Below are 24,244 nucleotides of genomic sequence, written 5' to 3'. Positions count from 1 at the left end.
TTTACCCGCGTAACGCGTTCTTCGCTAAACGCGCGTCTTCCGCCTGGCATGCCGCTGCGGTGAACAGCACGTCCGTTGAGGAGTTCAGCGCGGTTTCGCAGGAGTCCTGCAATACACCGATGATAAAGCCGACGGCCACTACCTGCATGGCAATCTCATTCGGGATACCGAACATATTGCACGCCAGTGGGATCAGCAGCAGCGAACCACCCGCCACACCCGATGCACCACACGCACACAGCGACGCCACCACGCTCAACAACAGCGCCGTGGGCAGATCGACCGGAATGCCCAGCGTATGCACAGCCGCCAGCGTCAGCACGGTAATGGTAATTGCCGCACCCGCCATATTCACGGTCGCACCCAGCGGGATGGAAACCGAGTAGGTGTCGCGATCCAGATTCAGCTTCTCCGCCAGCGCCATGTTAACCGGAATGTTTGCCGCAGAGCTGCGGGTGAAGAATGCATACACACCGCTCTCGCGCAGGCAGGTTAACACCAGCGGATACGGGTTACGGCGGATCTGCCAGAACACCAGCAGCGGGTTAATCACCAGCGCAACCAGCAGCATGCAACCAATCAGTACCACCAGCAACTGCGCATAGCCCAGCAGTGCGCCAAAGCCGGTGGTCGCCAGCGTGGAAGAGACCAGACCGAAGATGCCGATTGGCGCAAAGCGAATCACGATTTTGACCATAAAGGTCACGGCGTTCGACACGTCGTTGACCAGGTTTTTCGTTGTTTCGTTGCCGTGACGCAGGGCAAAACCAAGACCGATCGCCCAGACCAGGATGCCGATGTAGTTAGCGTTCATCAGTGCCGTAATCGGGTTAGAGACCATGCTCATCAGCAGGCCGCGCAGCACTTCCACAATACCGGATGGCGGGGTGATATCACCCGCAGCGCTGGTCAGGTGCAGCGAGGACGGGAACAGGAAGCTGAAAACGACGGCTGTTAAGGCTGCAGAGAAGGTGCCCAGCAGATACAGGAACAAGATAGGGCGAATGTTGGTTTTTTGTCCGTGTTGATGATTGGCAATTGACGCCATGACCAGCATCAGCACCAGCACCGGTGCGACGGCTTTCAGTGCGCCAACGAAAATGGTGCCAAGCAGCCCCGTCGCTTCCGCAGCCGGTTTTGACACCATTGCCAGCAGAATCCCCAGTACCAGCCCTACCAGAATTTGTTTAACGAGACTGCCTTGCGCCAGGCGCGCAAAGAGACCAGTTGATTGTGTGCTCATAAAAATTCCTAAGTGAAATTGCGTTCCATCCTTTATGTGCTCTAAGTCACATTTATGTCCGGATGTAAGAAAATGTTTGCCTGGTTGAGTATAGGGAAACCGGATGCGGAGGGAAGCGTAAAATGCTGCATTTTACGTGTTGCGTCATAGTTTTTAACTATTCATTTACAAAAGTGTGCTGGCCCTCTCCCTGGGGGGAAGAGGGCCAGCGTAAAGGCAGCAGGAAGGACCGTAATTACTCCACCTGTTGCTTCTTATCGTGCTGACGATTAACCCAGGTATTGATAAGCAACGTCACGATCAGAATGCCAAACACCACACCGAGCGAGATAGCGATAGGGATGTGGTAGAAATCGACAATCAGCATCTTGATACCGATAAACACCAGGATCACCGACAGACCATATTTCAGCATTGAGAAGCGCTCAGCCGCGCCTGCCAGCAGGAAGTACATGGCACGCAGACCGAGGATGGCGAACAGGTTAGATGTCAGCACAATGAACGGGTCAGTGGTGACCGCGAAGATAGCCGGAATGCTGTCTACCGCGAAAATCACATCGCTCAGCTCAACCAGAATCAGCACCAGCAGCAGCGGCGTGGCAAAAAGCAGGCCGTTCTTACGCACGAAGAAGTGCTCGCTCTCGATCTTGTCGGTCATGCGCAGATGACCACGGATCCACTTCACCAGCGGACGGTCGCCAATGGCGGAGCCATCTTCTTTTGCCAGCGCCATTTTGATCCCGGTGAACAGCAGGAATGCGCCGAAGACATACAGCAGCCATTCGAACTGCGTAATCAGCCAGCTTCCGGCGAAGATCATAATCGTACGCAGGATAATCGCACCCAGCACGCCGTACACCAGCACGCGACGCTGCAGGGCCGCAGGCACGGCAAAGTAGCTAAACAGCATCAGCCAGACGAAGACGTTATCGACCGCCAGGGCTTTTTCAATCAGATAGCCGGTGAGGAACGCGAGCGCCTGAGGATCGGCAACCGCGCGGCCTTCCGTTGAGGCCAGGTACCACCAGAAGGCAGCACAGAAGAGCAGGGAGAGGGTGACCCACACCAGTGACCAGGCCGCAGCCTGTTTCATGGTCATGCCATGTGCGCCGCGACGCCCCTGCAAAAAGAGGTCGATCGCCAGCATGATGAGCACGACAACCGCGAATCCGCCCCACAACATGGGAGTGCCGACAGAATGCATACTATTTTCCTTACACATAAAAAACAAAAACGGCCATGGTCAGAAGACGATAGCCGTTAGCTTTTTATGCATAGACCTCGCCTTCCGGCAAGGTCTCACTTACAACCAAAAAGACGGGCTTTTTGATTGCCCGGCGACCGGATGCGGTTTTGCACGCATCGTAATGACGATCCACCGGCAAGGAAGTTACTCCCCTTTGCAGGTAACAAAATATGTCAGACCAGTGATTTCGTCAATGGTCTGCACCGTTTCATTACACAGCTTTACGCGATAGCTTCTGCGCCCACGCCATCTGCAGGGAAGACCACGCCGGTTTGACGGCGGATCTCGGTTTGCAGTTTCGCTGTGGTGCGGCTGACCGCCAGCCCAGGGTGATTTACTTCGTTGTCTTCCACCAGACGGGCGAAGACCTCTGCCTCATAGAGCATAGTGTTAATATGCTGAGGCTGCGTCAGCTCCTGCGCTTTGCCGCCGCGTGGGACAATGCTCAGCTTCTGACACTCGGAAATCTTCTCGATAACCAGTGAGCCCGCTTCGCCCTGAATTTCGCTGGGCAGAACGGAATCGCTCACCTTGGAGTGCTGCAGCGTAACGCTGAAATCACCGTAATCCAGCACCACGATGCCGTGCGCATCCACACCGCTTTCCAGCAGGCTGGCCGTGGCGGTGACGCTGTGCGGCTCGCCCCACAGCGCCACGGCAGAGGCCAGACAGTAAAAACCGATATCCATAATCGAGCCGTTAGAGAAGGCCGGGTTAAAGGTGTTCGGGTTTTCACCGTCCAGATAACGCTGATAGCGCGACGAGTACTGGCAGTAATTAATAAACGCTTTACGCACTTTGCCAATCTTCGGCAGAGACTGCTGTAACAGCAGGAAGTTTGGCAGGCTGGCGGTTTTGAACGCTTCGAACAGCACCACCTGATTGTCGCGGGCAAGCTGAATCGCGGCTTCCACTTCCTGAATGTTCGAGGCCAGCGGCTTCTCGCAAATCACATGTTTTTTATGGCTGAGAAACAGCGACGTTTGCGGAAAGTGCAGGGAGTTTGGGCTGGCGATGTAGACCGCGTCAATGGCGTCACTTTGCGCCATCTCATCGAGCGACGTGAACAGATGTTCAACCAGATAGTCGTTCGCGAAACTCTGCGCCTGCTCCAGGCTGCGGGAATAGACTGCGGTGAGCTTAAATTTGCCGGTTTCATGGGCGGCGTCGACGAACTGGCGGGTGATCCAGTTCGTGCCAATAACTGCGAAACGTATCATAAACGTTTACGTACTCCGTAGCAGGGAACCTTTAGCCACTGTAGCACGTGATTATTGCAAAACCAGTGCGCTACTGCGCATTACTCTTTAACGATAAATGCGTAAGCCATAAACGGGTATCGAACTCCAGCTGGTGGTACTGCGGCTCCATATGGCAGCACAGGGAGTAGAAGGCCTTGTCGTGCTCTTTTTCCTTCAGGTGTGCCAGCTCATGCACCACGATCATCCGCAAGAACGCTTCTGGCGCGTGACGAAACACGGTGGCAACGCGGATCTCCGCTTTCGCTTTGAGCTTGCCGCCCTGAACACGGGAAACGGCAGTGTGCAGGCCGAGCGCGTTTTTCAGCACATGGATCTTGTTGTCGTACATCACCTTATTGATGGGTGGCGCGCTCTTCAGATAGGTGTTTTTCAGATCCTGGGTATACTGCCAGAGCGCCTTATCGGTCGCGAAGTCATGCGTCCCCGGATAGCGTTTTTCCAGCACCGCGCCCAGCTTTTGCTCGGCAATTAAGCTGCGAACCTGAGAAAGTAAGTTCTCCGGGTAGCCCTGGAGATAAGTTAGTTGGTTCATCAACGCCCCAATTTGACAATAAAACGGGTATACTCACGCACCCTTTTCAGGGATAACGCCGAAATTTTACCATTCAGGAGGGCCGATGAGCCACTTAGACAACGGTTTCCGTTCACTCAACCTTAAACGTTTCCCGGAAACGGACGACGTTAACCCGCTTCAGGCGTGGGAAGCGGCGGATGAATATCTGCTGCAACAGTTGGATGACACTGAAATCAGCGGCCCGGTTTTGATCCTGAATGACGCGTTTGGCGCGCTGGGCTGCGCTCTGGCAGAACACACGCCTTACAGCATCGGTGATTCCTACCTGAGCGAGCTGGCGACGCGGGAAAACCTGCGCCACAACGACATCGACGAATCCAGCGTTAAGTTCCTCGACAGCACCGCGGACTATCCGCAGGCGCCGGGCGTGGTGCTGATCAAAGTGCCGAAAACAATGGCGCTGCTGGAACAACAATTGCGCGCACTGCGCAACGTCGTAACCCCACAAACGCGTATTATCGCGGGGGCCAAGGCGCGTGATATCCATACCTCAACGCTGGAACTGTTCGAGAAAGTGCTCGGCCCAACCACCACGACGCTGGCCTGGAAAAAAGCGCGTCTCATTAACTGTACTTTCAGTGCCCCGGAACTGGCCGACGCGCCAGAAACCCTGAGCTGGACGCTGGAAGGCACTGACTGGACAATCCACAACCACGCGAACGTCTTCTCCCGCACCGGCCTTGATATCGGGGCGCGTTTCTTTATTGAAAATCTGCCGGATAACCTGGAAGGCGAAATCGTCGATCTGGGCTGCGGTAACGGTGTGATTGGCCTGACGCTGCTGGCGAAGAACCCTGACGCGAGCGTTGTATTTAGTGATGAGTCGCCGATGGCGGTGGCCTCCAGTCGTCTGAACGTTGAAATTAACATGCCGGACGCGCTGGATCGCTGCGAGTTTATGATTAATAACGCGCTGTCGGGCGTTGAGCCGTTCCGCTTTAATGCCGTGTTCTGTAATCCCCCGTTCCACCAGAAACACGCCCTGACGGATAACGTCGCCTGGGAGATGTTCCACCATGCACGCCGCTGCCTGAAAATTAACGGCGAGCTGTATATCGTGGCGAACCGTCACCTGGACTACTTCCACAAGCTGAAGAAGATCTTCGGTAACTGCACCACGGTTGCCACCAATAACAAATTCGTGGTGCTGAAATCCGTCAAGCTGGGTCGCCGCCGCTAACGCGGGGCGCTGAGTTTACACCGGCCTGCCTCGCGTGCAGGCCCGGTGAGCGTTGCGTCACTCAGAGACTCAATGCCAGCGTTGTGCCCTGCGCAATGGCGCGTCGCGCATCCAGCTCCATCGCCACGTCGCATCCGCCGATCAGGTGTACCGTTTTTCCCGCCTCACGCAGCGGATCCACCAGATCGCGCTTCGGCTCCTGACCCGCACACAAAATCACATGATCCACCTGCAGCAGCTGCGGCTCACCGCCGATCAGCACGTGCAGCCCCGCGTCATCGATCTTCTGATAGCTCACCGACGGTATCATCTTCACCCCGCGAGAGAGCAGGGTTGCGCGATGGATCCAGCCCGTGGTTTTGCCCAGGCCTTCACCGGGTTTGCTGGCTTTACGCTGCAGCATGACGATCTGACGCGGGCTTTTCGGCAGTTGGGGTCCTTCCGGCCGCAAGCCGCCGGACTGGTTAAGGCTGGTGTCGATACCCCATTCCACGCAGAAGTCGGCAATGTTCTGGCTGGTGGGTTCGCCGGGCTGACTTAAGTACATCGCGGTATCGAACCCGATCCCGCCGCAGCCGATGATCGCCACTTTTGCCCCCACCGGCGCTTTGTCACGCAAAACGTCCAGATAGCTCAGGACTTTCGGATGATCGATGCCCTCGATCGCAGGCCTGCGTGGTGCGATCCCGCTTGCCAGGATCACCTCATCGTACTCCATTACATCCACCGGGTTTACAAACTGGTTGAGGCGCAGATCCACGCCCGTCAGGTCGATCATTCGGCGGTAATAGCGCAGGGTTTCGTAAAATTCTTCTTTGCCCGGGATCTGTTTGGCGATATTGAACTGCCCGCCAATCTCAGCGGCGGCATCGAACAACGTCACGCTGTGGCCGCGCGAGGCGGCATTCACCGCAAACGCCAGACCCGCCGGGCCGGCACCGACCACGGCCAGGCGTTTTTTATGCACCGCCGGGAAAATCGGCATTTTGGTTTCGTGGCAGGCGCGGGGGTTGACCAGACACGAAGTGACCTTGCCAACAAAAATCTGATCCAGACAGGCCTGATTACAGCCGATGCAGGTGTTAATCTCATCTGCACGCCCGCTCTGCGCTTTGGAAAGCAGCTCGGCATCCGCAAGGAACGGACGCGCCATGGAGACCATGTCGGCATCACCGGCGGCGATCACATTTTCCGCCACCTGAGGGTCGTTAATGCGGTTAGTGGTCACCAGCGGGACAGACACTTTCCCTTTCAGCTTGCGCGTGACCCAGCTGAACGCCGCGCGTGGCACCGGCGTGGCGATGGTCGGAATACGCGCCTCGTGCCAGCCGATGCCGGTATTGATGATGGTCGCGCCGGCGGCTTCAATCGCCTGCGCCAGCTGCACGGTTTCGTCGAACGTCCCGCCGCCTTCCACCAGGTCGAGCATTGACAGGCGGTAGATAATAATAAAATCCGCCCCGGCACGTTCACGCACGGCGCGCACCACTTCCACTGCAAAGCGCATGCGGCACGCGTAATCGCCACCCCACTCATCGTCGCGCTGGTTTGTGCGGGCCGCGAGGAATTCGTTGATCAGGTAGCCTTCCGAGCCCATCACCTCAACACCGTCATAGCCCGCTTCACGCGCCAGCGCTGCACAGCGGGCGAAGTCGTCAATCAGCGTCAGGATCTCATCGTGGCTGAGGGCATGGGGCGTAAAGCGGTTAATCGGGGCCTGAATGGCCGACGGTGCGACCAGATTCGGTTGATAGCTGTAACGCCCGGTGTGCAGGATCTGCAGGGCAATTTTCCCCCCCTCCCGGTGAACGGCGTCAGTGACCACGCGATGATGCGGCAGCTGGCTGGCGTCGTTCAGCACCGCACCGCCTTCCATCCCCACGCCAGAAGGCGCAGGAGCCACCCCGCCGGTAACAATCAGCGCCACCCCGTGACGTGCACGCTCGGCATAGAAGGCCGCCAGACGTTCGGCCCCGTCCGGATGTTCTTCAAGCCCGGTATGCATTGAGCCCATCAGCACGCGGTTTTTAAGGGTGGTGAACCCCAGATCGAGGGGGGCAAATAACGACGGGTAGTGGCTCATAGTCTCTTCCAGTGTAAAATTATTGTTATGTGGTCGGATGAGTTACTAATTTAGCCAGCGATGAGTAAAAGGGAAAAGGGGAATGCGGCGATTGTGATGGGATTCAAATATTGGTGTGGTCTGATGCCCTCTCCCTGAGGGAGAGGGGGCGTTATAGCTCTCAGGGAGAGGGGGCACGCACTAAGCCCGGTGCCTGCCACATCGATGTCGTCAGTCCGCTGTCCACCAGCCCAAGCTGGTCGGCATAAACGGCCTGCCACTTCTGCATCATACCGTCATACAGCTCCCGGTGCGCCGGGTTCGGCGTGAACTCGCGGCTCCATTTCACCAGCCGTTCGCCTGTCGCCGCCATATCCGAAAACAGCCCGGCTCCCGTTCCGGCAGCAATCGCACAGCCCAGCGCTGTCGCCTCTTTCACTTGCGGGACGCGCACCGGCAGACCGGTCACGTCGCTTAAAATCTGGCTCCACAACGCGCCTTTCGAGCCACCGCCTGCAAACACCAGACCGTCGAACGTTACCCCTGAGAACCGTGAGATCTGCGTCAGGTTACACGCCGAGACAATCGCCGCGTTCTCTTCCAGTGCACGGAACAGCGTGGCTTTGTTGCATTTTTCCGGGTCGATGGAGAGGTTAATAAACGACGGCGCGGCGTGATACCACTGCTTGAAGTGCATAGCATCTGAGAAGATCGGCATAACACCGTGTGAACCGGCAGGCACGCGGCTGGCCATCTCCTCAAGCAGGGAGTAAGTGTCCATTCCCATCCGCTCCGCGATGAGTTTCTCTTCCGCACAGAAGGCGTCACGGAACCAGCGCATGGTCAGGCCGGTAAAGAAGCTGATCGACTCCGCCTGCGCCATGCCGGGGATCACATGCGGATTCACGCGGATGTTCATCTCCGGGTCGGTGCGTACCTGCGGCAGGTTGACCACCTGCTGCCAGAAGGTACCGCCCAGCACGGCCGTTTGCCCGGCCCGCACGACGCCTAACCCAAGACAGCCAAGCTGCACGTCGCCACCGCCCATCACCACCGGCGTGCCTTCGCGCAGGCCGCTCTGCTGTGCGGCATCTTTGGTGATCGCACCGAGCACGGTACCGGTCTCCTTCACCGGAGAGAGGATATCGGCACGCAGCCCGGCCATGTCGAGCAGCGCCGGACGCCAGTCGCGGGAGAAGAGATCCAGCATACCGGTAGTCCCGGCATTGGACGGATCAACGGCCAGCTCGCCGGACAGTTTTGCCGCCAGCCAGTCGCTTATCATGGTGATCGTGGCGGCTTTGCGATAGATGTCCGGACGATGGTGCGCCAGCCACAGCAGGCGCGGCATGGCGCTCAGGGCCAGGGTCTGGCCGGAGACGTCATACACTTCGGACTCAAAACGGTAGTCGTGGATCTCTTTGAGTTCGGCTACCTCGCGGCTGGCGCGGGCATCGACGTTGGCGCACGCCCAGATGGCGTCGCCGTTGCGGTCATACAGCACGATCCCCTCGCGCATTGAGCAGCAGGCCACGGACTGGATATCCGCTGCGCTCAGGCGGGCGCGCTCCAGCGCCTGATGAATACACTGGCAGGTGAGCCGCCAGTTAATGTCGAGATCAAACTCCATCGAGCCCGGCACATTCTCCACGCTCAGGTGTTTCCACTCGGCCTGGCCAACGGCAACCTGGTTGCCCTGCAAATCGAAAATTACGGCGCGAACGCTGCCTGTCCCTGCATCTAACGCTAAAAGGTAACTCATGAGCATGCCTCGTGTCAGGCGCAGGACAGGCTCTTAGCTCGCCAGAGCCAGCACCGCGCGGGCTGTCGTCTCCTCCGTCACCAGGCCATTAATACGGCGGCCTTTGAGTGCGGCATAAATCGCATCGGCTTTCTCTTCACCTCCGGCCACGCCAACGATGGTGGGCAACTGCGCCAGTTCATCGAGCGTGACGCCCAGTAATTCCCGGTGGATCTCCAGCTCGTGCACGCATTCCCCTTCGGCGTTCAGGAAATAGCCAAGGATATCGCCCACCGCCCCTTTGCGGGCGTACATCAGCTGTTCACCTTCGCTGATATAGCCGGAGCGCAATATGGTGGCGTCCCGGCGCTGGTTTACTGAACCAATGCCTACCACCGCCACATCGGCCGCGGCGGCGGCGAGGATCACGTCCCGCACGCTGGATTCACGTTTTAGGATCCCGGCCACTTCGGCGGAGGAAACGCGAAGCGGGGCGGGGATCATGCTGACGCTGCAGGCGGCATCAAGCTGACCGATGCCCGTCATATACGGCCCAACGCCGCCGGAGAGCGTCACCAGGCGGATCTGCTGCGAGCTGATAAAACCGCTTAAGTGCTGCAGGCTGCTCATGGTGGTTTCACCAAATCCCACCGCCAGCAGCTGGCCGGGCTCCAGCACGCCCATCAGCGATTGCGCTGCGCCAATGCCCAGCCGGACATTCATGGGCGGGGTATTCAGGGCCGGCAACACGCGAACCAGCTTGAGCCCGAAGCGTTGCTGCAGCTCGGTTTCCAGCGCCAGACACCCCTCATAGCGGGAGTTGATCTGCACGCGGATCACCCCGGACTGGCGTCCTTTCTCCAGCAGACGCGAGATCTTCAGGCGCGGCAGTCCGAGCCGCTCGCCGATGTCGTTCTGGGTTAATCCGTCGTGGTAGTAGCACCAGGCGACGCGGGCAACCAGCTCTTCTTCCGCCAGTGCCAGCCCGGCAAAACGACCTTCTTCCGCAGTGCGTTTATCGCTCATAATTGAACTCTTATAAAAATTTAGATCATATGTTCGTGATCGCGCAGAAAGAAAGTGTGAACCACGCGACAAAACAGATCTTTTAGATTGATTTGTGTCTGTGTGGATCTTAATCGATAAATTTGTGATCCCTGCACGGTTCTAAATATAGTTCACCGTCTACGCTTTTGAACATTATTAAATCTAAAAATCATTTGTTCAATAGCGGAGCGATAATGACGCCACTTATCGAAGCACGTGATATCAGCAAGCAGTTCTCCGGCGTACCGGTCCTGAAAGGTATTCATTTCACGCTGCTTGCGGGTCAGGTGCATGCGCTGATGGGCGGTAACGGCGCGGGAAAATCAACGCTGATGAAAATCATCGCCGGGGTGGAAACGCCGGACAGCGGTGAACTTTCGGTTGACGGCCACGCGTTTGCGCGGCTTTCGCCCGCGCAGGCCCACAGGCTGGGGATTTATCTGGTGCCGCAGGAACCCCTGCTTTTCCCCAACCTGACGGTGCGGGAAAACATCCTTTTCCGCCTGCCGCGTGAGGCCGGTATGGGGGAACGGCTGGCGGAGAAACTCCAGCAGCTGCAGTGTCTGCTCAATCTTGATGCCACCGCCAGCACCCTGGAAGTGGCGGATCAACAGATGGTGGAGATCCTGCGCGGCCTGATGCGTAACGCGAAGATCCTGATCCTTGATGAACCCACGGCGTCGCTCACCCCGGGGGAAACCGAACGGCTGTTTCGCCAGATCCGCGCGTTGCAGGCGCTTGGCGTCGGCATTGTTTTTATCTCGCACAAATTACCGGAGATCCGCCAGCTGGCGAGCCACGTCTCGGTAATCCGCGATGGCGCGATCGTGCTCAGCGGTGAAACTGCACAGTTTGACGATAACGCCCTGATTGCCGCCATGACGCCGGTGAGCCGCGAAAAAGGATTAAGTGATGCACAAAAACTGTGGCTGGCGCTGCCGGGCAATCGCCGCACGCAGCCGCAGGATTTCCCGGTGCTGCGGGTGGAAGAGCTTACCGGTGAGGGGTTTATCGATCTCAGCATGGAAATCTATGCCGGGGAAATAGTTGGCCTCGCCGGGCTGGTCGGCTCCGGGCGCACCGAGTTTGCGGAAACGCTGTATGGGCTGCGCCCGGTGCGCGGTGGGCGAGTCTGGCTGGAAAATCAGGAAATAACCGGCGAACCCGTGGCGGCACGGCTGGAGAAAGGGCTGGTCTACCTGCCAGAGGACCGACAGGTTTCCGGCTTGTTCCTGGATGCGCCGATTCGCTGGAACACCGTGGCACTGAATGAGCCCTCGGTCTGGCAGCAGCGCAAACGGGAGTCGGCGGTGGTGGAGCGCTATCACCGGGCGCTGGGGATCAAGCTTAACCATGCGGATCAAACCGTGCGCACGCTCTCCGGCGGCAACCAGCAGAAGGTGTTGCTGGCGCGCTGTCTGGAGGCGAACCCGCTGCTGTTGATCGTCGATGAACCGACACGCGGAGTGGATGTGTCGGCGCGGGCCGATATCTATCAGCTCATCAAAAGCGTGGCGGCGCAGAACGTGGCGGTGCTGATGATCTCAAGCGATCTGGATGAGTTCCCCGGGCTTGCCGATCGCGTGCTGGTGATGCACCAGGGCGTGCTCAGCGGCGAGTTGTCCCGGCACGCGGTCAGTCTCGACAGAATGATGGCGCTGGCATTCGGAGGGCAGTCATGAAGACCTTACTGAAAAATCGCGAACTGAGTGCGTTCATCGCCATTCTGGCGTTGTTCGCGGTGCTGGTGGGGCTCAATCCGGCCTATTTCAGTCTGCAAACGCTGGGGATGATCTTCGCCAGTTCGCAAATCCTGATCCTGCTGGCGCTCGGCGCCGCGCTGGTGATGTTGACCCGCAATATTGATGTTTCCGTCGGCTCTACCGTCGGGCTGTCTGCCATTGCCGTGGGGGTGGCCCTGAACAGCGGCTACACCCTGCCGGTATCGATCCTCTTTGCGCTGTCGATTGGCGCACTGGCGGGAGCATTTAACGGTTTTCTGGTGGTGGGGCTGCGTATTCCGGCAATTGTGGCCACCCTCGGCACGCTGGGCCTCTATCGCGGGGCGATGCTGCTGTGGACGGGAGGAAAGTGGATTGAAGGGCTACCGCCGAGCCTGAAATCGCTCTCTGAACCTGCCGCTATGGGTATTTCACCGCTCGGAATGGGCGTGGTGTTTTTAGCCGCAGTCGGCGCATGGACGTTGTCGCGCACTGCCTTCGGACGCGATTTCTACGCCGTGGGCGACAACCTTGCCGCCGCACGCCAGCTGGGCGTGGCGGTGAACCGCACGCGAATGATCGCTTTTACGCTGAACGGCATGCTGGCCGCGTGTGCGGGGATTGTCTTCGCTTCGCAGATTGGCTTTGTACCTAACCAGACCGGCAGCGGGCTGGAGATGAAAGCCATTGCCGCCTGCGTACTCGGGGGGATCTCTCTGCTGGGCGGTACCGGGACGCTTATTGGCGCCTTCCTGGGGGCTTTTTTCCTGACTCAAATCGATACCGTGCTGGTGCTGTTCAGGCTGCCCGCGTGGTGGAATGACTTTATCGCCGGGCTGGTGTTGCTCGGTGTGCTGGTGCTCGACGGGCGCTTGCGCCAGGCGCTGGCCCGGCATCAACGGGCACTTAAGTACAGCCGCTTCCAGCCCGGTAACAAAGGGGGGAAGCATGTCACCCCGTTTACGAAACACAAAAAAGAGGTGGCGTAAATGAAGCTTAACTGGGAAAGCGCGCTGCTGATATTACTGGTGCTGGAAATCCTGCTCTTTGGGGCCATCAATCCGCGCATGCTCGATATCAACATGCTGCTGTTCAGCACCAGTGATTTTATCTGCATTGGCATTGTGGCGCTGCCGCTCACCCTGGTGATCATCAGCGGCGGCATTGATATTTCTCTCGGTTCGACCATCGGCCTGTGTGCCATCGCGCTGGGGGTGATGATGCAGGCGGGCTGGCCGATGGCGCTGGCGATACCGTTGACGCTGCTGCTCGGCCTGCTGTGCGGTCTGGTCAACGCTGCGCTGATCCACTACACCGGCATCAGCCCACTGGTTATCACCCTCGGCACGCTCTATCTCTACGGCGGTGGCGCACTGCTGCTCTCCGGCATGGCGGGGGCGACCGGTTACGAAGGCATCGGTGGCTTCCCGGACAGCTTTACCGCGTTCGCTAACCTCACGTTCCTGGGGTTGCCAATCCCGCTGGTGCTGTTCGCCGTGATTACCGTCTTCTTCTGGCTGATTACCCATCGCGGACGCTTTGGCCGCCATCTGTTTTTGATTGGGCAGAACCCGCGCGCGGCGCGCTATGCGGCGCTCTCGGTCAACGGGATGCCCTACGCCCTGTATGGCCTGGTGGGCGTCGCTTCGGCCATTGCTGCGCTGGTGATGGTCTCCTATTTCGGTTCGGCGCGTTCGGATTTGGGACGCGATTTACTGATGCCTGCACTGACCGCAGCGGTCCTCGGCGGCGCCAATATCTATGGCGGTTCGGGGTCGGTAATCGGTACGGCCCTGGCGGCGTTGCTGGTGGGGTATCTGCAGCAGGGTTTACAGATGGTCGGCATCCCCAACCAGGTGTCGAGCGCGCTGTCAGGGGCGCTGTTGGTTGTGGTGGTGATGGGACGTTCACTGAGTTTGCACCGTGAATGGGTGCGCTCTCTCCTCACAAAACATACCCGGAGCGTAAGATGAAAACAAAACTGATAGTCCTGGCGATGGCACTCAGCTTCGCGTCGGCACAGGCCGCGGACCGCATCGCCTTTATCCCCAAGCTGGTGGGCGTTGGCTTCTTTACCAGCGGCGGCAATGGCGCGAAAGAGGCGGGTAAAGATCTCGGCGTGGACGTCACCTACGACGGCCCGACCGAGCCCAGCGTCTCAGGCCAGGTGCAGCTCATCAATAACTTCGTTAACCAGGGCTATAACGCCATTATCGTTTCGGCGGTGTCGCCGGATGGCCTCTGCCCGGCGCTGAAGCGCGCGATGCAGCGTGGCGTCAAAGTACTGACCTGGGACTCCGACACCAAACCGGAATGCCGCAGCATCTACATCAACCAGGGCACCCCGGCGCAGCTCGGCGGCCTGCTGGTCGACATGGCCGGTAAACAGGTCACCAAACCGAATGCCAAAGTGGCGTTCTTTTACTCCAGCCCGACCGTTACCGACCAGAACCAGTGGGTGAAAGAGGCGAAGGCCAAAATCGAGAAAGATCATCCGCAGTGGCAGGTCGTGACCACGCAGTTTGGCTATAACGATGCCACCAAATCGCTACAAACCGCCGAGGGGATCTTAAAAGCGTATCCGGATCTGGATGCGATCATCGCCCCGGATGCCAACGCCCTGCCGGCGGCGGCGCAGGCGGCGGAAAACCTGAAGCGAGAAGGGGTGGCGATTGTCGGCTTCAGCACGCCTAACGTGATGCGTCCGTACGTAGAGCGCGGCACGGTGAAAGCCTTCGGCCTGTGGGATGTGGTGCAACAGGGCAAAATTGCGGTCAATGTCGCCGATCGGTTGTTGAAAAAAGGCGATCTTAACGTTGGCGACAGCGTGGACGTGAAAGATATCGGTACGCTGAAGGTCGAGCCGAACAGCGTGCAGGGCTACCAGTATGAAGCGAAGGGCAACGGCATTGTGCTGCTGCCGGAGCGGGTGGTGTTTACCAAAGAGAACATCAACAAATACGATTTCTGACGGGGGAGCAAATGGCTGATTTAGACGACATCAAAGACGGCAAAGATTTTGGCATCGGCACACCGCAGCAGAACGTGCCGTTTACCCTGAAGGGATGCGGCTCGCTGGACTGGGGAATGCAGTCCAGGCTGGCGCGCATCTTCAACCCAAAAAGCAACCGCACGGTGATGCTGGCCTTTGATCACGGCTATTTCCAGGGACCGACGACCGGCCTTGAGCGTATCGATCTCTCTATCGCCCCGCTGTTTGGGGAAACCGACGTGCTGATGTGCACCCGCGGTATTTTGCGCAGCCAGGTGCCTGTCGCCACCAATAAACCCGTCGTGTTGCGCGCCTCCGGCGGCAATTCGATTTTAGGGGAACTTTCCAACGAGTGCGTGGCGGTGGCGATGGAAGATGCGCTGCGCCTGAACGTCTGCGCGGTGGCGGCGCAGGTGTACATCGGCAGTGAATTTGAACATCAGTCGATCAACAACATCATCAAACTGGTGGATGCCGGTGCGCGCTATGGCATGCCGACCCTGGCGGTAACGGGCGTTGGCAAAGAGATGGCGCGCGACGCGCGGTATTTCTCGCTTGCCAGCCGTATCGCGGCCGAGATGGGGGCGCAGTTCGTCAAAACCTATTATGTCGACGAAGGGTTTGAAAAAGTAACCGCCAGCTGCCCGGTGCCGATCGTGATTGCAGGAGGCAAAAAGCTGCCGGAGCACGACGCGCTGGAGATGTGCTGGCGGGCGATTGACCAGGGAGCGTCCGGGGTGGACATGGGTCGCAATATCTTCCAGTCCAGCGCCCCGCTGGCCATGCTGAAAGCGGTTAAAAAAGTGGTACATGAGAACATGAGCGCGCGGGACGCGTTCCAGTTCTGGCAGGAAGAGAAACAGGGAGAAGCAAAATGAACGTGACATTAGTGGAAATCAACATCAAACCCGAGCGGGTCGATGAGTTTCTGGAGGTGTTTCGCGCTAACCACGAAGGGGCGATTCAGGAGCCGGGCAATCTGCGCTTTGATGTTTTACAGGATCCGCGCGTGAAAACCCGGTTCTTTATCTACGAGGCCTACAAGGATGAAGAGGCGGTGCTGGCGCACAAGAAAACCCCGCACTATCTGGCCTGCGTGGATAAGCTTGAGGACCTGATGTCAGAGCCGCGCAAAAAACGCAGTTTTGTCGGGTTGTTGCCGGCGTAACAGACCGCCGGGTAGCGCTTACGCTAGCCCGGCGATGCTCAGGCGAGGGCCAGATCCGCCAGGATCGCCGCCAGCGTTTCGCGCGGTTTCCCGCTCAGCGACGCAAGCGGGAACGGCAGTGCAGGCGCGGCCACTTTCCCTGACATTTCTGCTGCTGCGGCCATCACCCGCAAACTGCCGTACTGGCGGAACAGCGCCCACAGCGGTGCCAGCCGGTCAGAGGCTGCGGTGTCTTTGGCTCGTGCAATCGCCAGTGCCGTCTGCGGATAGAGCCCTGCGATAACCGAATACCAGACATCAAACCCGGCCTGCAGGGCTGACGCCGCCCGCCAGTCGCCGCTGATGCCCAGGGTGACGTTTTCAGGAAGACGGGCGCGCATGTGGGCTATATCGTCCGGTATGCGCCCGAGCTTGACGGATTTGACGTTCGGTAGCGCCGCCACGGCATACAGCAAATCGTCGTTAAACTCGAACCCGGTGGTGGCCGGGTTGTCGTAAATGCACAGCGGAACAGAGATCCGGTGGGTCACCGTCTCATACAGGGTAAACACTTCCTCTGCCGTCAGGCGCTGGTACGACACGGGGGCCAGTAACACCCCGCGGGCGCCGGCGCTTTGCGCCTCATCCGCCAGACGGAGAATATCGTCGAGGCGAAGCGCGCCAATACTTACGCTCACCGGGATGTTGTCGGCATGCGCCACGGCACAGCGGGTAATATGCGTGCGCTCTTCAGGCGTTAGATACGCGTAACTGCCCGTCGAACCGAGGATCCCCAGCGAATCGACACCGGCATCCACCAGCGGGCGCAGCAACTGCACAAACGCCTGCTCATCAAATTTCCCCTCTCGCAATGGCGTCAGAGGGAATGCGCTTAACCCGTGAAACATCCGCTTATCCTTTTAGAGTTCAATCAGTTGAAGGTGAGCAGTGGAGCCCGGCATCAGCCGCTGCAGGTTGCTGACTAACTCATCGCCAGCCTCCTGCAACGCCGATAACGGCATCGACGGCAGACTTTCGAGAATAAACCACATGTGTTGCGCCTGGCTATCGAGACGTGTACGCACGCCCTGGCGCCAGTTCCAGCGACGGCAGGTGACGCCGATATCATCGCGCCAGATAACTTCGCCCGCATCCGGGTATTCGATAACCGGCTGACCTTCTTTCAGGGTATCAAACGGTTCATTACCTTCGGCAAGCGTCAGACGCGGTGCGCCTGCATAAGCGGCAAGGTTCTCACCCCCGACGGGAATGGCGTAACGAATGCTGATGGCATTGTAAATATCGACCACTGGATCGAGCGGGGGCAGTGCGCCCTCCTTCAGCACTCGCTTACGCAGGGCCGATGCCGAGCAGGGCGTGCGTTTCGGTTTCGCACCAAACGCTCTGAACACGTCATCCCAGGCGCTGAGGTGCGCTTCCGCCCAGGCGACATCATCAGTGAGGACCTGCTGGCAGGCCTGTGCCAGCGCGGCAGAGGCCACGTCCGGCTGGGTTATCGGGGCGGCTTCAACCAGAATGCTCAGCGCCCGAAAGCCGGGGGCAATCCCGGTAAGACGCGGGTCTATTGACGGCGTAACGAGAGACATAAATAATCCTGTATTGACTGTTTTATACTATGGTAGTGACCAATGACTGATAAAGTCAATATAATGACCGATTCGGGTGCCGATATCGCCCAGGTAAGCCTGGCCGTCGCCACCCGCATTCGCAACTGGCGCAAAGAGAAAAAACTGTCGCTGGATGAGCTTTCACGCCGCGCCAGCGTCAGCAAAGGCATGCTGGTGGAGATTGAAAAAGGGGCGGCGAATCCCAGCATTGCCATTCTCTGCAAGCTGGCTGCCGCGCTGGGCGTTTCGGTGGCGGATATCGTTAACGTCTCCAGCGAGCCGCGGGTGCACGTCATAGAAGCAGCGGCGATCCCGGTTTTGTGGCAGGGCCCACAGGGCGGATATGCCCGGCTGCTCGCGGGCACGTCTGGCCCGGATATGATTGAACTCTGGCAGTGGGTGATGCATCCGGGGGAGCGTTTTACCTCGCCGGGGCATCCGGCGGGAACGTTTGAGCTGCTGCATGTCACTGAGGGAGGATTAACCCTGACGGTGGAAGAGACGGTGACGCAGGTGACGGCAGGCGCTTCGGCGGTGGCGAAAACGGAAGCGGCACACGGCTACGCGAATGAGGGCGAAAATGTGTTGCGGTTTACCATGACGGTGGCGGAGTTTCACCGCTAAAAACGCCCCCTCCGTCAGGAGGGGGAGGGGATATCACGCTTCTTCCACGCTTACCCGCAGGGCTGCCAGCGCTTTACGCGCCGCTTTCAGCACCTGCTCACACTGTTCAACCGTCAGCGTCAGCGGCGGTTCAATGCGAATGGTCTTCGAGTTGTTGAGCGTTCCGGCGACCAGGACCCGCTGGCGGAACATCTCGCTCGCGAAGCTGTAGCCGATTTCGTTGTCGACAAACTCAATGGCCATCAGCAACCCTTTACCCCGCGCATCCTGCACCAGATCCGGATATTCCCGGCCCAGCTGGCGGAAACCGTCCAGCAGCATATCGCCTTTCTGTTCCGCCTGTGCAGGCAGGTTTTGATCCAGTAGCACGTTGATGGTCGCCAGCGCGGCCGCGCAGGCCAGCGGGTTACCGCCAAACGTAGTGGTGTGCAGGAACGGGTTGTCGAACAGCACCGAGAAGACCTCTTCGGTCGCCACCGTCGCGCCAATCGGCATCACGCCGCCGCCCAGCGCTTTTGCCAGACAGAGAATGTCCGGCTGGACGTTCTCATGCTCGCAGGCAAACATCTTGCCCGTACGCCCCATCCCGGTTTGGACTTCGTCGAGGATCAGCAGTGCGCCAAACTCATCGCACAACTGACGCACGGCAGGCAGATAGCCCTGCGGGGGCAGGATCACGCCGCCCTCACCCTGAATAGGCTCCAGGATCACCGCTGCCACGTCGTCGCCGGTTTTACGGCATTCGCTCAGCATGGTGCGCATAGCGCTAATGTCACCAAACGGCACGTGGCGGAAGCCCGGCAGCAGCGGCATAAACGGTTTGCGGAAGGTGGATTTGGCGGTAGCCGACAGTGCGCCCAGGGATTTTCCGTGGAACGCGCCGCTGGTGGCGATAAACGTGAATTTGCCGCGCGGCGACTGGTACGCTTTGGCGAGTTTAATCGCCGCTTCGACCGATTCCGTGCCGCTGTTGCTAAAGAAGCTGTACTTCAGTTTGCCGGGCGTTAAGGCCGCGAGCGTTTTCGCGAGCATAGCGCGAAGCGGATCGAGCAGTTCCTGGCTATGGAGAGGTTGTTTCGCAAGTTGATTCTGTACGGCGGAAACCACAACTGGATTACGGTGCCCCACGTTGAAAATTCCAAAACCACCCAGGCAATCTATAAACTCCTGTCCCTGGGTGTCGACAAGCGTATTAAGACTTCCCGCTTGCCACTCTACGGCTCCGTAATCCCCGCCGGCGGTAACAGATTTGCGATACTCCAAAAACCCTGGATTGACATGCTCTTTAAAGTAATCGATGACCTCTCGGTTAAGTTGTTTCATCTCCTCATGATCAAGCGTTCGCTTCTCAATGAGATTCAGTGCGTGCGCGGTACAGGCAAGAGCCGAGGCGCTGGAAGGTAACCTGTTCAAAATGTGCTCCCGGGGATCGCGTATCACATGATACTGGATTAAGTATTGCAGGGATTACGCCACTTCAGATGCCTTAACGAAAATCAGGATAAACACCAGGTTAACATTATGTTGCGCAAAATTTAATCATGCCGATATAACCGATACGGGATTTAGCGGTACGGCGGAAAAGGCCTGGGGAGGTGCGATTAAAAGGCCATTGCACTTATAGAGTGCAGACGCTGCGACTTAAGTGGGCGTTAACGCGTCATGCTCTGCAGATAATTTCTCTACGAAAGTATTTGAAATCAATGAATTATAAAATCTCACAAAAAGTGCGGTTTAAGTGAAATCTGCGATCTCTATCAACTTTAACAATTAAAGATAAATTCTTTACCGCCGAAAAAACATTAATCCACAAAATTAACATTCAAATAACCTGCAAGGGATGCTCACGATGTCCGCTCCAACCTTTGTCACCCAGAATGAATATCCTCTGGACGATGACACCACCTTAATGTCGACCACCGATATCCACAGTTACCTGACCCACGCCAACGACACCTTTGTGCAGGTGAGTGGCTATCAGCTTGATGAGCTGATGGGCCAGCCGCACAATCTGGTGCGCCACCCCGATATGCCAAAAGCGGCGTTTGCCGATATGTGGTACACCCTGCAAAAGGGCGAGCCGTGGAGCGGCATTGTCAAAAACCGACGTAAAAATGGCGACCACTACTGGGTGCGCGCCAATGCGGTGCCTATGGTGCGTCACGGGCAGGTGACGGGCTATATGTCGATTCGCACCAAAGCCACGGCAGAAGAGATTGCTGGCGTGGAGCCGCTCTATCGGGCTCTGAATGACGGGCGCTGCAAGAAACGTATTCATAAAGGACTGGTGGTAAGGAAAGGCTGGCTGGGGAAACTTCCGGCAATGCCGCTGCGCTGGCGCGTGCGCAGCGTGATGGCGGGGCTGTTTGCGGTGCTGGCTGCCACGCTGGTGGCCACCTCAGCGGGTGCGTACCCGCTGGCTGCCGCCGCGGTAGTCATGTTGCTGGGCACGCTGCTGTTCGAGCAGCAGATTGTTCGTCCGATCGAAAACGTGGCGCGTCAGGCGCTGAAAGTCGCCACCGGCGAGCGCAACAGCGTGCAGCACCTGAACCGCAGCGACGAGCTGGGGTTGACCCTGCGTGCGGTAGGGCAACTGGGGCTGATGTGCCGCTGGTTGATTAACGATGTGTCAAGCCAGGTGGTGAGCGTGCGTGATGGCAGCGACAGGCTGGCAAAGGGGAATGAAGATCTGAACGATCGGACGCGTCAGACCGTGGCCAATGTGCAGCAGACCGTGGCGACAATGAACCAGATGGCCGCCTCCGTGCAGAGTAATTCAGAAACCGCCGCCGAAGTGGACAAACTGTCAGTGGCCGCCAGCAGCGCGGCGACCAAAGGCGGAAACGCGATGCAGACGGTGGTGAAAACCATGGATGACATCGCGGATAGCACGCAGCGGATTGGCTCGATTACCTCCCTTATTAACGACATCGCGTTTCAGACCAATATTCTGGCGCTGAATGCGGCGGTGGAGGCGGCAAGAGCCGGTGAGCAGGGGAAAGGCTTTGCGGTTGTCGCCGGCGAAGTGCGCCATCTCGCCAGCCGTAGCGCCAGTGCAGCCAACGATATTCGCAAGCTGATTGATGCCAGCGCCAGCAAGGTGCAGTCCGGCTCTGATCAGGTTCATGCCGCCGGTCGTACAATGGATGATATCGTCGAGCAGGTGAAAAACGTGACGCAGCTTATCGCGCAGATCAGCCATTCGACCTCTGAACAGGCTACCGGCTTGTCAGAGCTCACCCGTGCGGTGGCCGAGCTGGACAGCATCACGCAGAAAAATGCCGATCTGGTTGAGGAAAGTGCCCACATATCCGCAATGGTGAAGCATCGCGCCGGGCGTCTTAAGGATGCGGTCACCGTGCTCCATTGAGCCAGTAAGGTTCCAGAAAGCCGTTTATTTCATCAGGAATAAGCGGCTTTATTTTTTCTGAATGTAATTATTAATGTCTTTTATTGTTAACTTAATATTAAGTAACTAAAGAAAGCACATCAGATATTTACCCCAGCCTAAGTCCGTTTTCCCCGATGCTATTTTGGAAATGCCTCATCAGAGGGTGACGTAACGATCGATTTACGGATATTAATAGCCTACACCTATCCATTGTCGTGGTTATGAAATAAAAAAACGATCAAAGTCATAAAGTTAGCGGTTTCGTTACCGATAACGGTGATCGTCTGAGAAATAATCACATCGATGGAGAAAATATGTTCTTACATGACGTAAAGATCGGCACGAAATTATTTCTGGCGTTTGGATTCTTTATTGTCCTGATGGTGGTCAGTGCGAGTTTATCCTTGCTAAGCCTGAACCGGGCGAACAACGGAATGCAATCCATCATTACCCGTGATTATCCGACCACGGTAAAAGCGAACCAGTTAATCGACAACTTCCAGGAATTTATTGGCACTCAGCAACTGATGTTACTGGATGAACAGGGAACGTATACAGCGCAGTCACAGCAGCGTCTTAAAGCGATCAGCGAACAGATTACGGTGATCCTCGGCGAGCTGAATACTGCGCTGCAGGATCCTGAATCACAGCGGGTTCTTGCTGAAATACGCGGCGTGCGTCAGCAGTATCTGGACTCGCGTTATCGCATTTTGCAGGCGGTGCAGAATAACGATAGGGCGGGCGCTATTCAGGAGATGATGACCAACACCCTGAAGCTACAGCAGGCCTATAAAGCCAACGTGCAGGCGTTGATCGCGATTCAGAACCAGGAAATGCAAAGCGCAGGAGTGCAGGTCGAGGGCGATTTCAAATCGAACCGCCTGCTGCTGATCCTGATCACGCTCTTTAGCGTCGCGACCGGCAGCCTGATTGGCTGGTTTATCGTGCGCTCAATCACGCGTCCGCTGGGCCAGGCGGTGGATTTTGCAAAAGCCATTGCTGAAGGCGATCTGACCGGCAGCATCACGCCGCACGGTAAAGACGAAACCGGCCTGCTGCTGCATGCGCTGATGGAGATGAAAACGCGTCTGCTGGACATTGTGCAGCAGGTCCAGACCGGTTCGGAGAATATCTCGAGTGCCGCCGCGCAGATTGTCGCGGGGAACCAGGATCTTGCCGCGCGCACCGAAGAGCAGGCCAGCTCTGTTGAACAGACCGCTGCCTCGATGGAGCAGATCACGGCGACGGTAAAAAACACCGCCTCACACACCGGAGAAGCAACTCACCTCTCGGCGGACGCTGCCATGGTGGTCAAAAACAACGGCGAGATGATGAAGCAGGTCACCAGCAAAATGCGCCTGATTAACGAGACTTCTAACCGGATGTCCGACATCATCGACCTGATCGATGCCATCGCTTTCCAGACCAACATTCTGGCGCTGAACGCGGCGGTGGAAGCGGCACGTGCGGGCGAGCACGGTCGTGGTTTTGCGGTGGTGGCGGGCGAAGTGCGTCAGCTTGCGCAGAAGAGTGCGTCATCTGCCAGTGAAATTCGTCAGCTGATCGAAAGTTCTACCAGCCAGACGCAGGACGGGATGAACCTGGTCGAGAAAGCGAGCGAGTTGATTAACGGTATGGTCGGCAACGTGGAAGAGATGGACGTCATTCTGCGTGAGATCCGCCAGGCCAGCCATGAGCAGACGGAAGGGATCTCGCAAATTAACAGCGCGATTGGTCTGATTGATGCCACCACGCAGCAGAACTCCGCCCTGGTGGAGGAGTCTGTCGCGGCAGCAGCGTCCCTGAACGAACAGGCGATGCACCTGAAAGACCTTGTCCGCGTCTTCCGCGTGAGCGATCGCGTACTGGCTTAATCCAGCTGGGAGATCTCCAGCGCTGCGCGGTCGATCACGCCGATGATCTGCTTAAGCTGCGCATCGCTGAGTTCGCCCTGGTTCACCTTCAGGTCTAACACCGCTTTGAAGTTATCCAGAGCCCGCTTCATTTGCGGGTTTTTTCTCAGCTGGAAGCCGACGGAGCGCGCTTTGATACGCGCCTGAATTTGCGCCAGCTGCTCCTGATTTTCATCCAGCCACTGCTGACCGGCCACGGTAATCGCAATTCTCTTGCGGCCATTCTCTTCTTCGGTGATGGTGATATAGGTCTGATCCTGAAGGTAATCGAGGGTTGGGTAGATAACGCCAGGGCTTGGGGTGTAATTCCCCTGCGTCATGTTCTCGATCGCCTTGATCAACTCGTAGCCATGGCTTGCGTTGTGGGTCAGGATATCCAGTATCACCAGACGCAGATCGCCGTGACCAAAAAAGCGTGGTCGGCGTCCGCCGCCGTCGTGTTCGTTTCGCATACTCACCCCTTCAAATTGATA

The 24,244-nt window shown here is 57.7% G+C and carries 21 protein-coding genes; 10 read left to right on the top strand and 11 right to left on the bottom strand.

Annotation, left to right across the window (positions count from 1 at the left end; all coding sequences use genetic code 11):
- Position 1 precedes the first annotated feature (1 nt).
- The 4 genes from sstT to BJ887_RS10750 form a co-directional block, all read right to left on the bottom strand.
- Complete coding sequence (sstT, locus tag BJ887_RS10765; protein WP_014171722.1) at positions 2-1,243, bottom strand: serine/threonine transporter SstT; 1,242 nt, start codon at positions 1,241-1,243, stop codon at positions 2-4.
- 235 nt (positions 1,244-1,478) lie between these two features.
- Positions 1,479-2,447, bottom strand: coding sequence for a TerC family protein (locus tag BJ887_RS10760; RefSeq protein ID WP_025202952.1), 969 nt, complete (start codon positions 2,445-2,447; stop codon positions 1,479-1,481).
- Positions 2,448-2,710: 263 nt separating this feature from the next.
- Positions 2,711-3,709: a Gfo/Idh/MocA family protein gene (locus BJ887_RS10755; protein WP_047355843.1), complete on the bottom strand. Its 999-nt coding sequence runs from the start codon at positions 3,707-3,709 to the stop codon at positions 2,711-2,713.
- 70 nt (positions 3,710-3,779) lie between these two features.
- Positions 3,780-4,283 (bottom strand): YgjP-like metallopeptidase domain-containing protein, encoded by a 504-nt coding sequence (locus BJ887_RS10750; protein WP_025202954.1) that lies wholly within the window; start codon positions 4,281-4,283, stop codon positions 3,780-3,782.
- Between the two features lie 85 nt (positions 4,284-4,368).
- Between BJ887_RS10750 and rlmG the strand changes: the two genes are divergently transcribed.
- Positions 4,369-5,505: a 23S rRNA (guanine(1835)-N(2))-methyltransferase RlmG gene (gene rlmG / locus BJ887_RS10745; protein ID WP_121339857.1), complete on the top strand. Its 1,137-nt coding sequence runs from the start codon at positions 4,369-4,371 to the stop codon at positions 5,503-5,505.
- A gap of 61 nt (positions 5,506-5,566) precedes the next feature.
- Here rlmG and BJ887_RS10740 read toward each other — a convergent pair whose 3' ends face one another.
- The 3 genes from BJ887_RS10740 to lsrR all read right to left on the bottom strand — a co-directional run bounded on the left by BJ887_RS10740 (position 5,567) and on the right by lsrR (position 10,334).
- On the bottom strand, positions 5,567-7,588 hold the full coding sequence (locus BJ887_RS10740; protein ID WP_121339856.1) for an NADPH-dependent 2,4-dienoyl-CoA reductase: 2,022 nt from the start codon (positions 7,586-7,588) through the stop codon (positions 5,567-5,569).
- A gap of 160 nt (positions 7,589-7,748) precedes the next feature.
- Positions 7,749-9,329, bottom strand: a complete 1,581-nt coding sequence (gene lsrK / locus BJ887_RS10735; RefSeq protein WP_020883580.1) for an autoinducer-2 kinase — start codon at positions 9,327-9,329, stop codon at positions 7,749-7,751.
- A gap of 33 nt (positions 9,330-9,362) precedes the next feature.
- A complete protein-coding gene (lsrR, locus tag BJ887_RS10730; RefSeq protein WP_020883581.1) occupies positions 9,363-10,334 on the bottom strand; it encodes a transcriptional regulator LsrR in 972 nt (323 codons plus the stop codon).
- A 215-nt stretch (positions 10,335-10,549) separates the two neighbouring features.
- Between lsrR and lsrA the strand changes: the two genes are divergently transcribed.
- Genes lsrA through lsrG form a run of 6 tightly spaced genes read left to right on the top strand, consistent with a single transcriptional unit; the run spans position 10,550 to position 16,236 of the window.
- Positions 10,550-12,037, top strand: a complete 1,488-nt coding sequence (gene lsrA / locus BJ887_RS10725; protein WP_121339855.1) for an autoinducer 2 ABC transporter ATP-binding protein LsrA — start codon at positions 10,550-10,552, stop codon at positions 12,035-12,037.
- On the top strand, positions 12,034-13,065 hold the full coding sequence (gene lsrC / locus BJ887_RS10720) for an autoinducer 2 ABC transporter permease LsrC (RefSeq protein ID WP_121339854.1): 1,032 nt from the start codon (positions 12,034-12,036) through the stop codon (positions 13,063-13,065). The genes lsrA and lsrC overlap by 4 nt, the downstream gene beginning before the upstream one ends.
- Positions 13,066-14,049, top strand: a complete 984-nt coding sequence (lsrD, locus tag BJ887_RS10715) for an autoinducer 2 ABC transporter permease LsrD (RefSeq protein ID WP_014171712.1) — start codon at positions 13,066-13,068, stop codon at positions 14,047-14,049. It begins immediately after the preceding gene.
- Positions 14,046-15,047 carry an autoinducer 2 ABC transporter substrate-binding protein LsrB gene (gene lsrB, locus BJ887_RS10710; RefSeq protein WP_025202959.1) on the top strand — a complete coding sequence of 334 codons (1,002 nt, stop codon included), beginning with the start codon at positions 14,046-14,048 and terminating at the stop codon, positions 15,045-15,047. Before lsrD ends, lsrB begins: the two co-directional genes overlap by 4 nt.
- Before the next feature lie 11 nt (positions 15,048-15,058).
- On the top strand, positions 15,059-15,946 hold the full coding sequence (gene lsrF / locus BJ887_RS10705) for a 3-hydroxy-5-phosphonooxypentane-2,4-dione thiolase (RefSeq protein WP_014171710.1): 888 nt from the start codon (positions 15,059-15,061) through the stop codon (positions 15,944-15,946).
- The gene (gene lsrG / locus BJ887_RS10700; protein ID WP_020883586.1) at positions 15,943-16,236 is read left to right on the top strand and encodes a (4S)-4-hydroxy-5-phosphonooxypentane-2,3-dione isomerase; all 294 of its coding nucleotides are present in this window, start codon (positions 15,943-15,945) and stop codon (positions 16,234-16,236) included. The genes lsrF and lsrG overlap by 4 nt, the downstream gene beginning before the upstream one ends.
- A 38-nt stretch (positions 16,237-16,274) precedes the next feature.
- Here lsrG and BJ887_RS10695 read toward each other — a convergent pair whose 3' ends face one another.
- Positions 16,275-17,123 (bottom strand): dihydrodipicolinate synthase family protein, encoded by an 849-nt coding sequence (locus BJ887_RS10695; protein WP_121339853.1) that lies wholly within the window; start codon positions 17,121-17,123, stop codon positions 16,275-16,277.
- A gap of 12 nt (positions 17,124-17,135) precedes the next feature.
- Positions 17,136-17,822 (bottom strand): B3/4 domain-containing protein, encoded by a 687-nt coding sequence (locus BJ887_RS10690; protein ID WP_059306149.1) that lies wholly within the window; start codon positions 17,820-17,822, stop codon positions 17,136-17,138.
- 42 nt (positions 17,823-17,864) lie between these two features.
- On the opposite strand from BJ887_RS10690, the gene BJ887_RS10685 reads away from it, so the two are divergent.
- On the top strand, positions 17,865-18,467 hold the full coding sequence (locus BJ887_RS10685) for a helix-turn-helix domain-containing protein (RefSeq protein WP_047956134.1): 603 nt from the start codon (positions 17,865-17,867) through the stop codon (positions 18,465-18,467).
- 33 nt (positions 18,468-18,500) lie between these two features.
- Here the strand turns inward: BJ887_RS10685 and ygjG are convergent, their stop codons facing one another.
- On the bottom strand, positions 18,501-19,880 hold the full coding sequence (ygjG, locus tag BJ887_RS10680; protein ID WP_020883590.1) for a putrescine aminotransferase: 1,380 nt from the start codon (positions 19,878-19,880) through the stop codon (positions 18,501-18,503).
- 436 nt (positions 19,881-20,316) lie between these two features.
- Here ygjG and BJ887_RS10675 point away from each other — a divergent pair, with 436 nt between their 5' ends.
- Both BJ887_RS10675 and BJ887_RS10670 read left to right on the top strand, forming a co-directional pair.
- Entirely contained in the window at positions 20,317-21,837 is a 1,521-nt protein-coding gene (locus tag BJ887_RS10675; RefSeq protein ID WP_025202964.1) for a PAS domain-containing methyl-accepting chemotaxis protein, read from the top strand.
- 335 nt (positions 21,838-22,172) lie between these two features.
- Entirely contained in the window at positions 22,173-23,732 is a 1,560-nt protein-coding gene (locus tag BJ887_RS10670) for a methyl-accepting chemotaxis protein (protein WP_032679007.1), read from the top strand.
- On the opposite strand, the gene BJ887_RS10665 is transcribed toward BJ887_RS10670, so the two are convergent.
- Positions 23,729-24,223, bottom strand: coding sequence for a PadR family transcriptional regulator (locus BJ887_RS10665; protein ID WP_032679005.1), 495 nt, complete (start codon positions 24,221-24,223; stop codon positions 23,729-23,731). The two genes, BJ887_RS10670 and BJ887_RS10665, sit on opposite strands and share 4 nt — an antisense overlap.
- Positions 24,224-24,244 lie beyond the last annotated feature (21 nt).

This window comes from Enterobacter sp. WPR_3_1, assembly GCF_003635055.1.
Taxonomy (GTDB): domain Bacteria; phylum Pseudomonadota; class Gammaproteobacteria; order Enterobacterales; family Enterobacteriaceae; genus Enterobacter; species Enterobacter ludwigii.
Note: the sequence above shows the minus strand (reverse complement) of the source record. Positions and strands in the feature narration are given on the sequence as shown.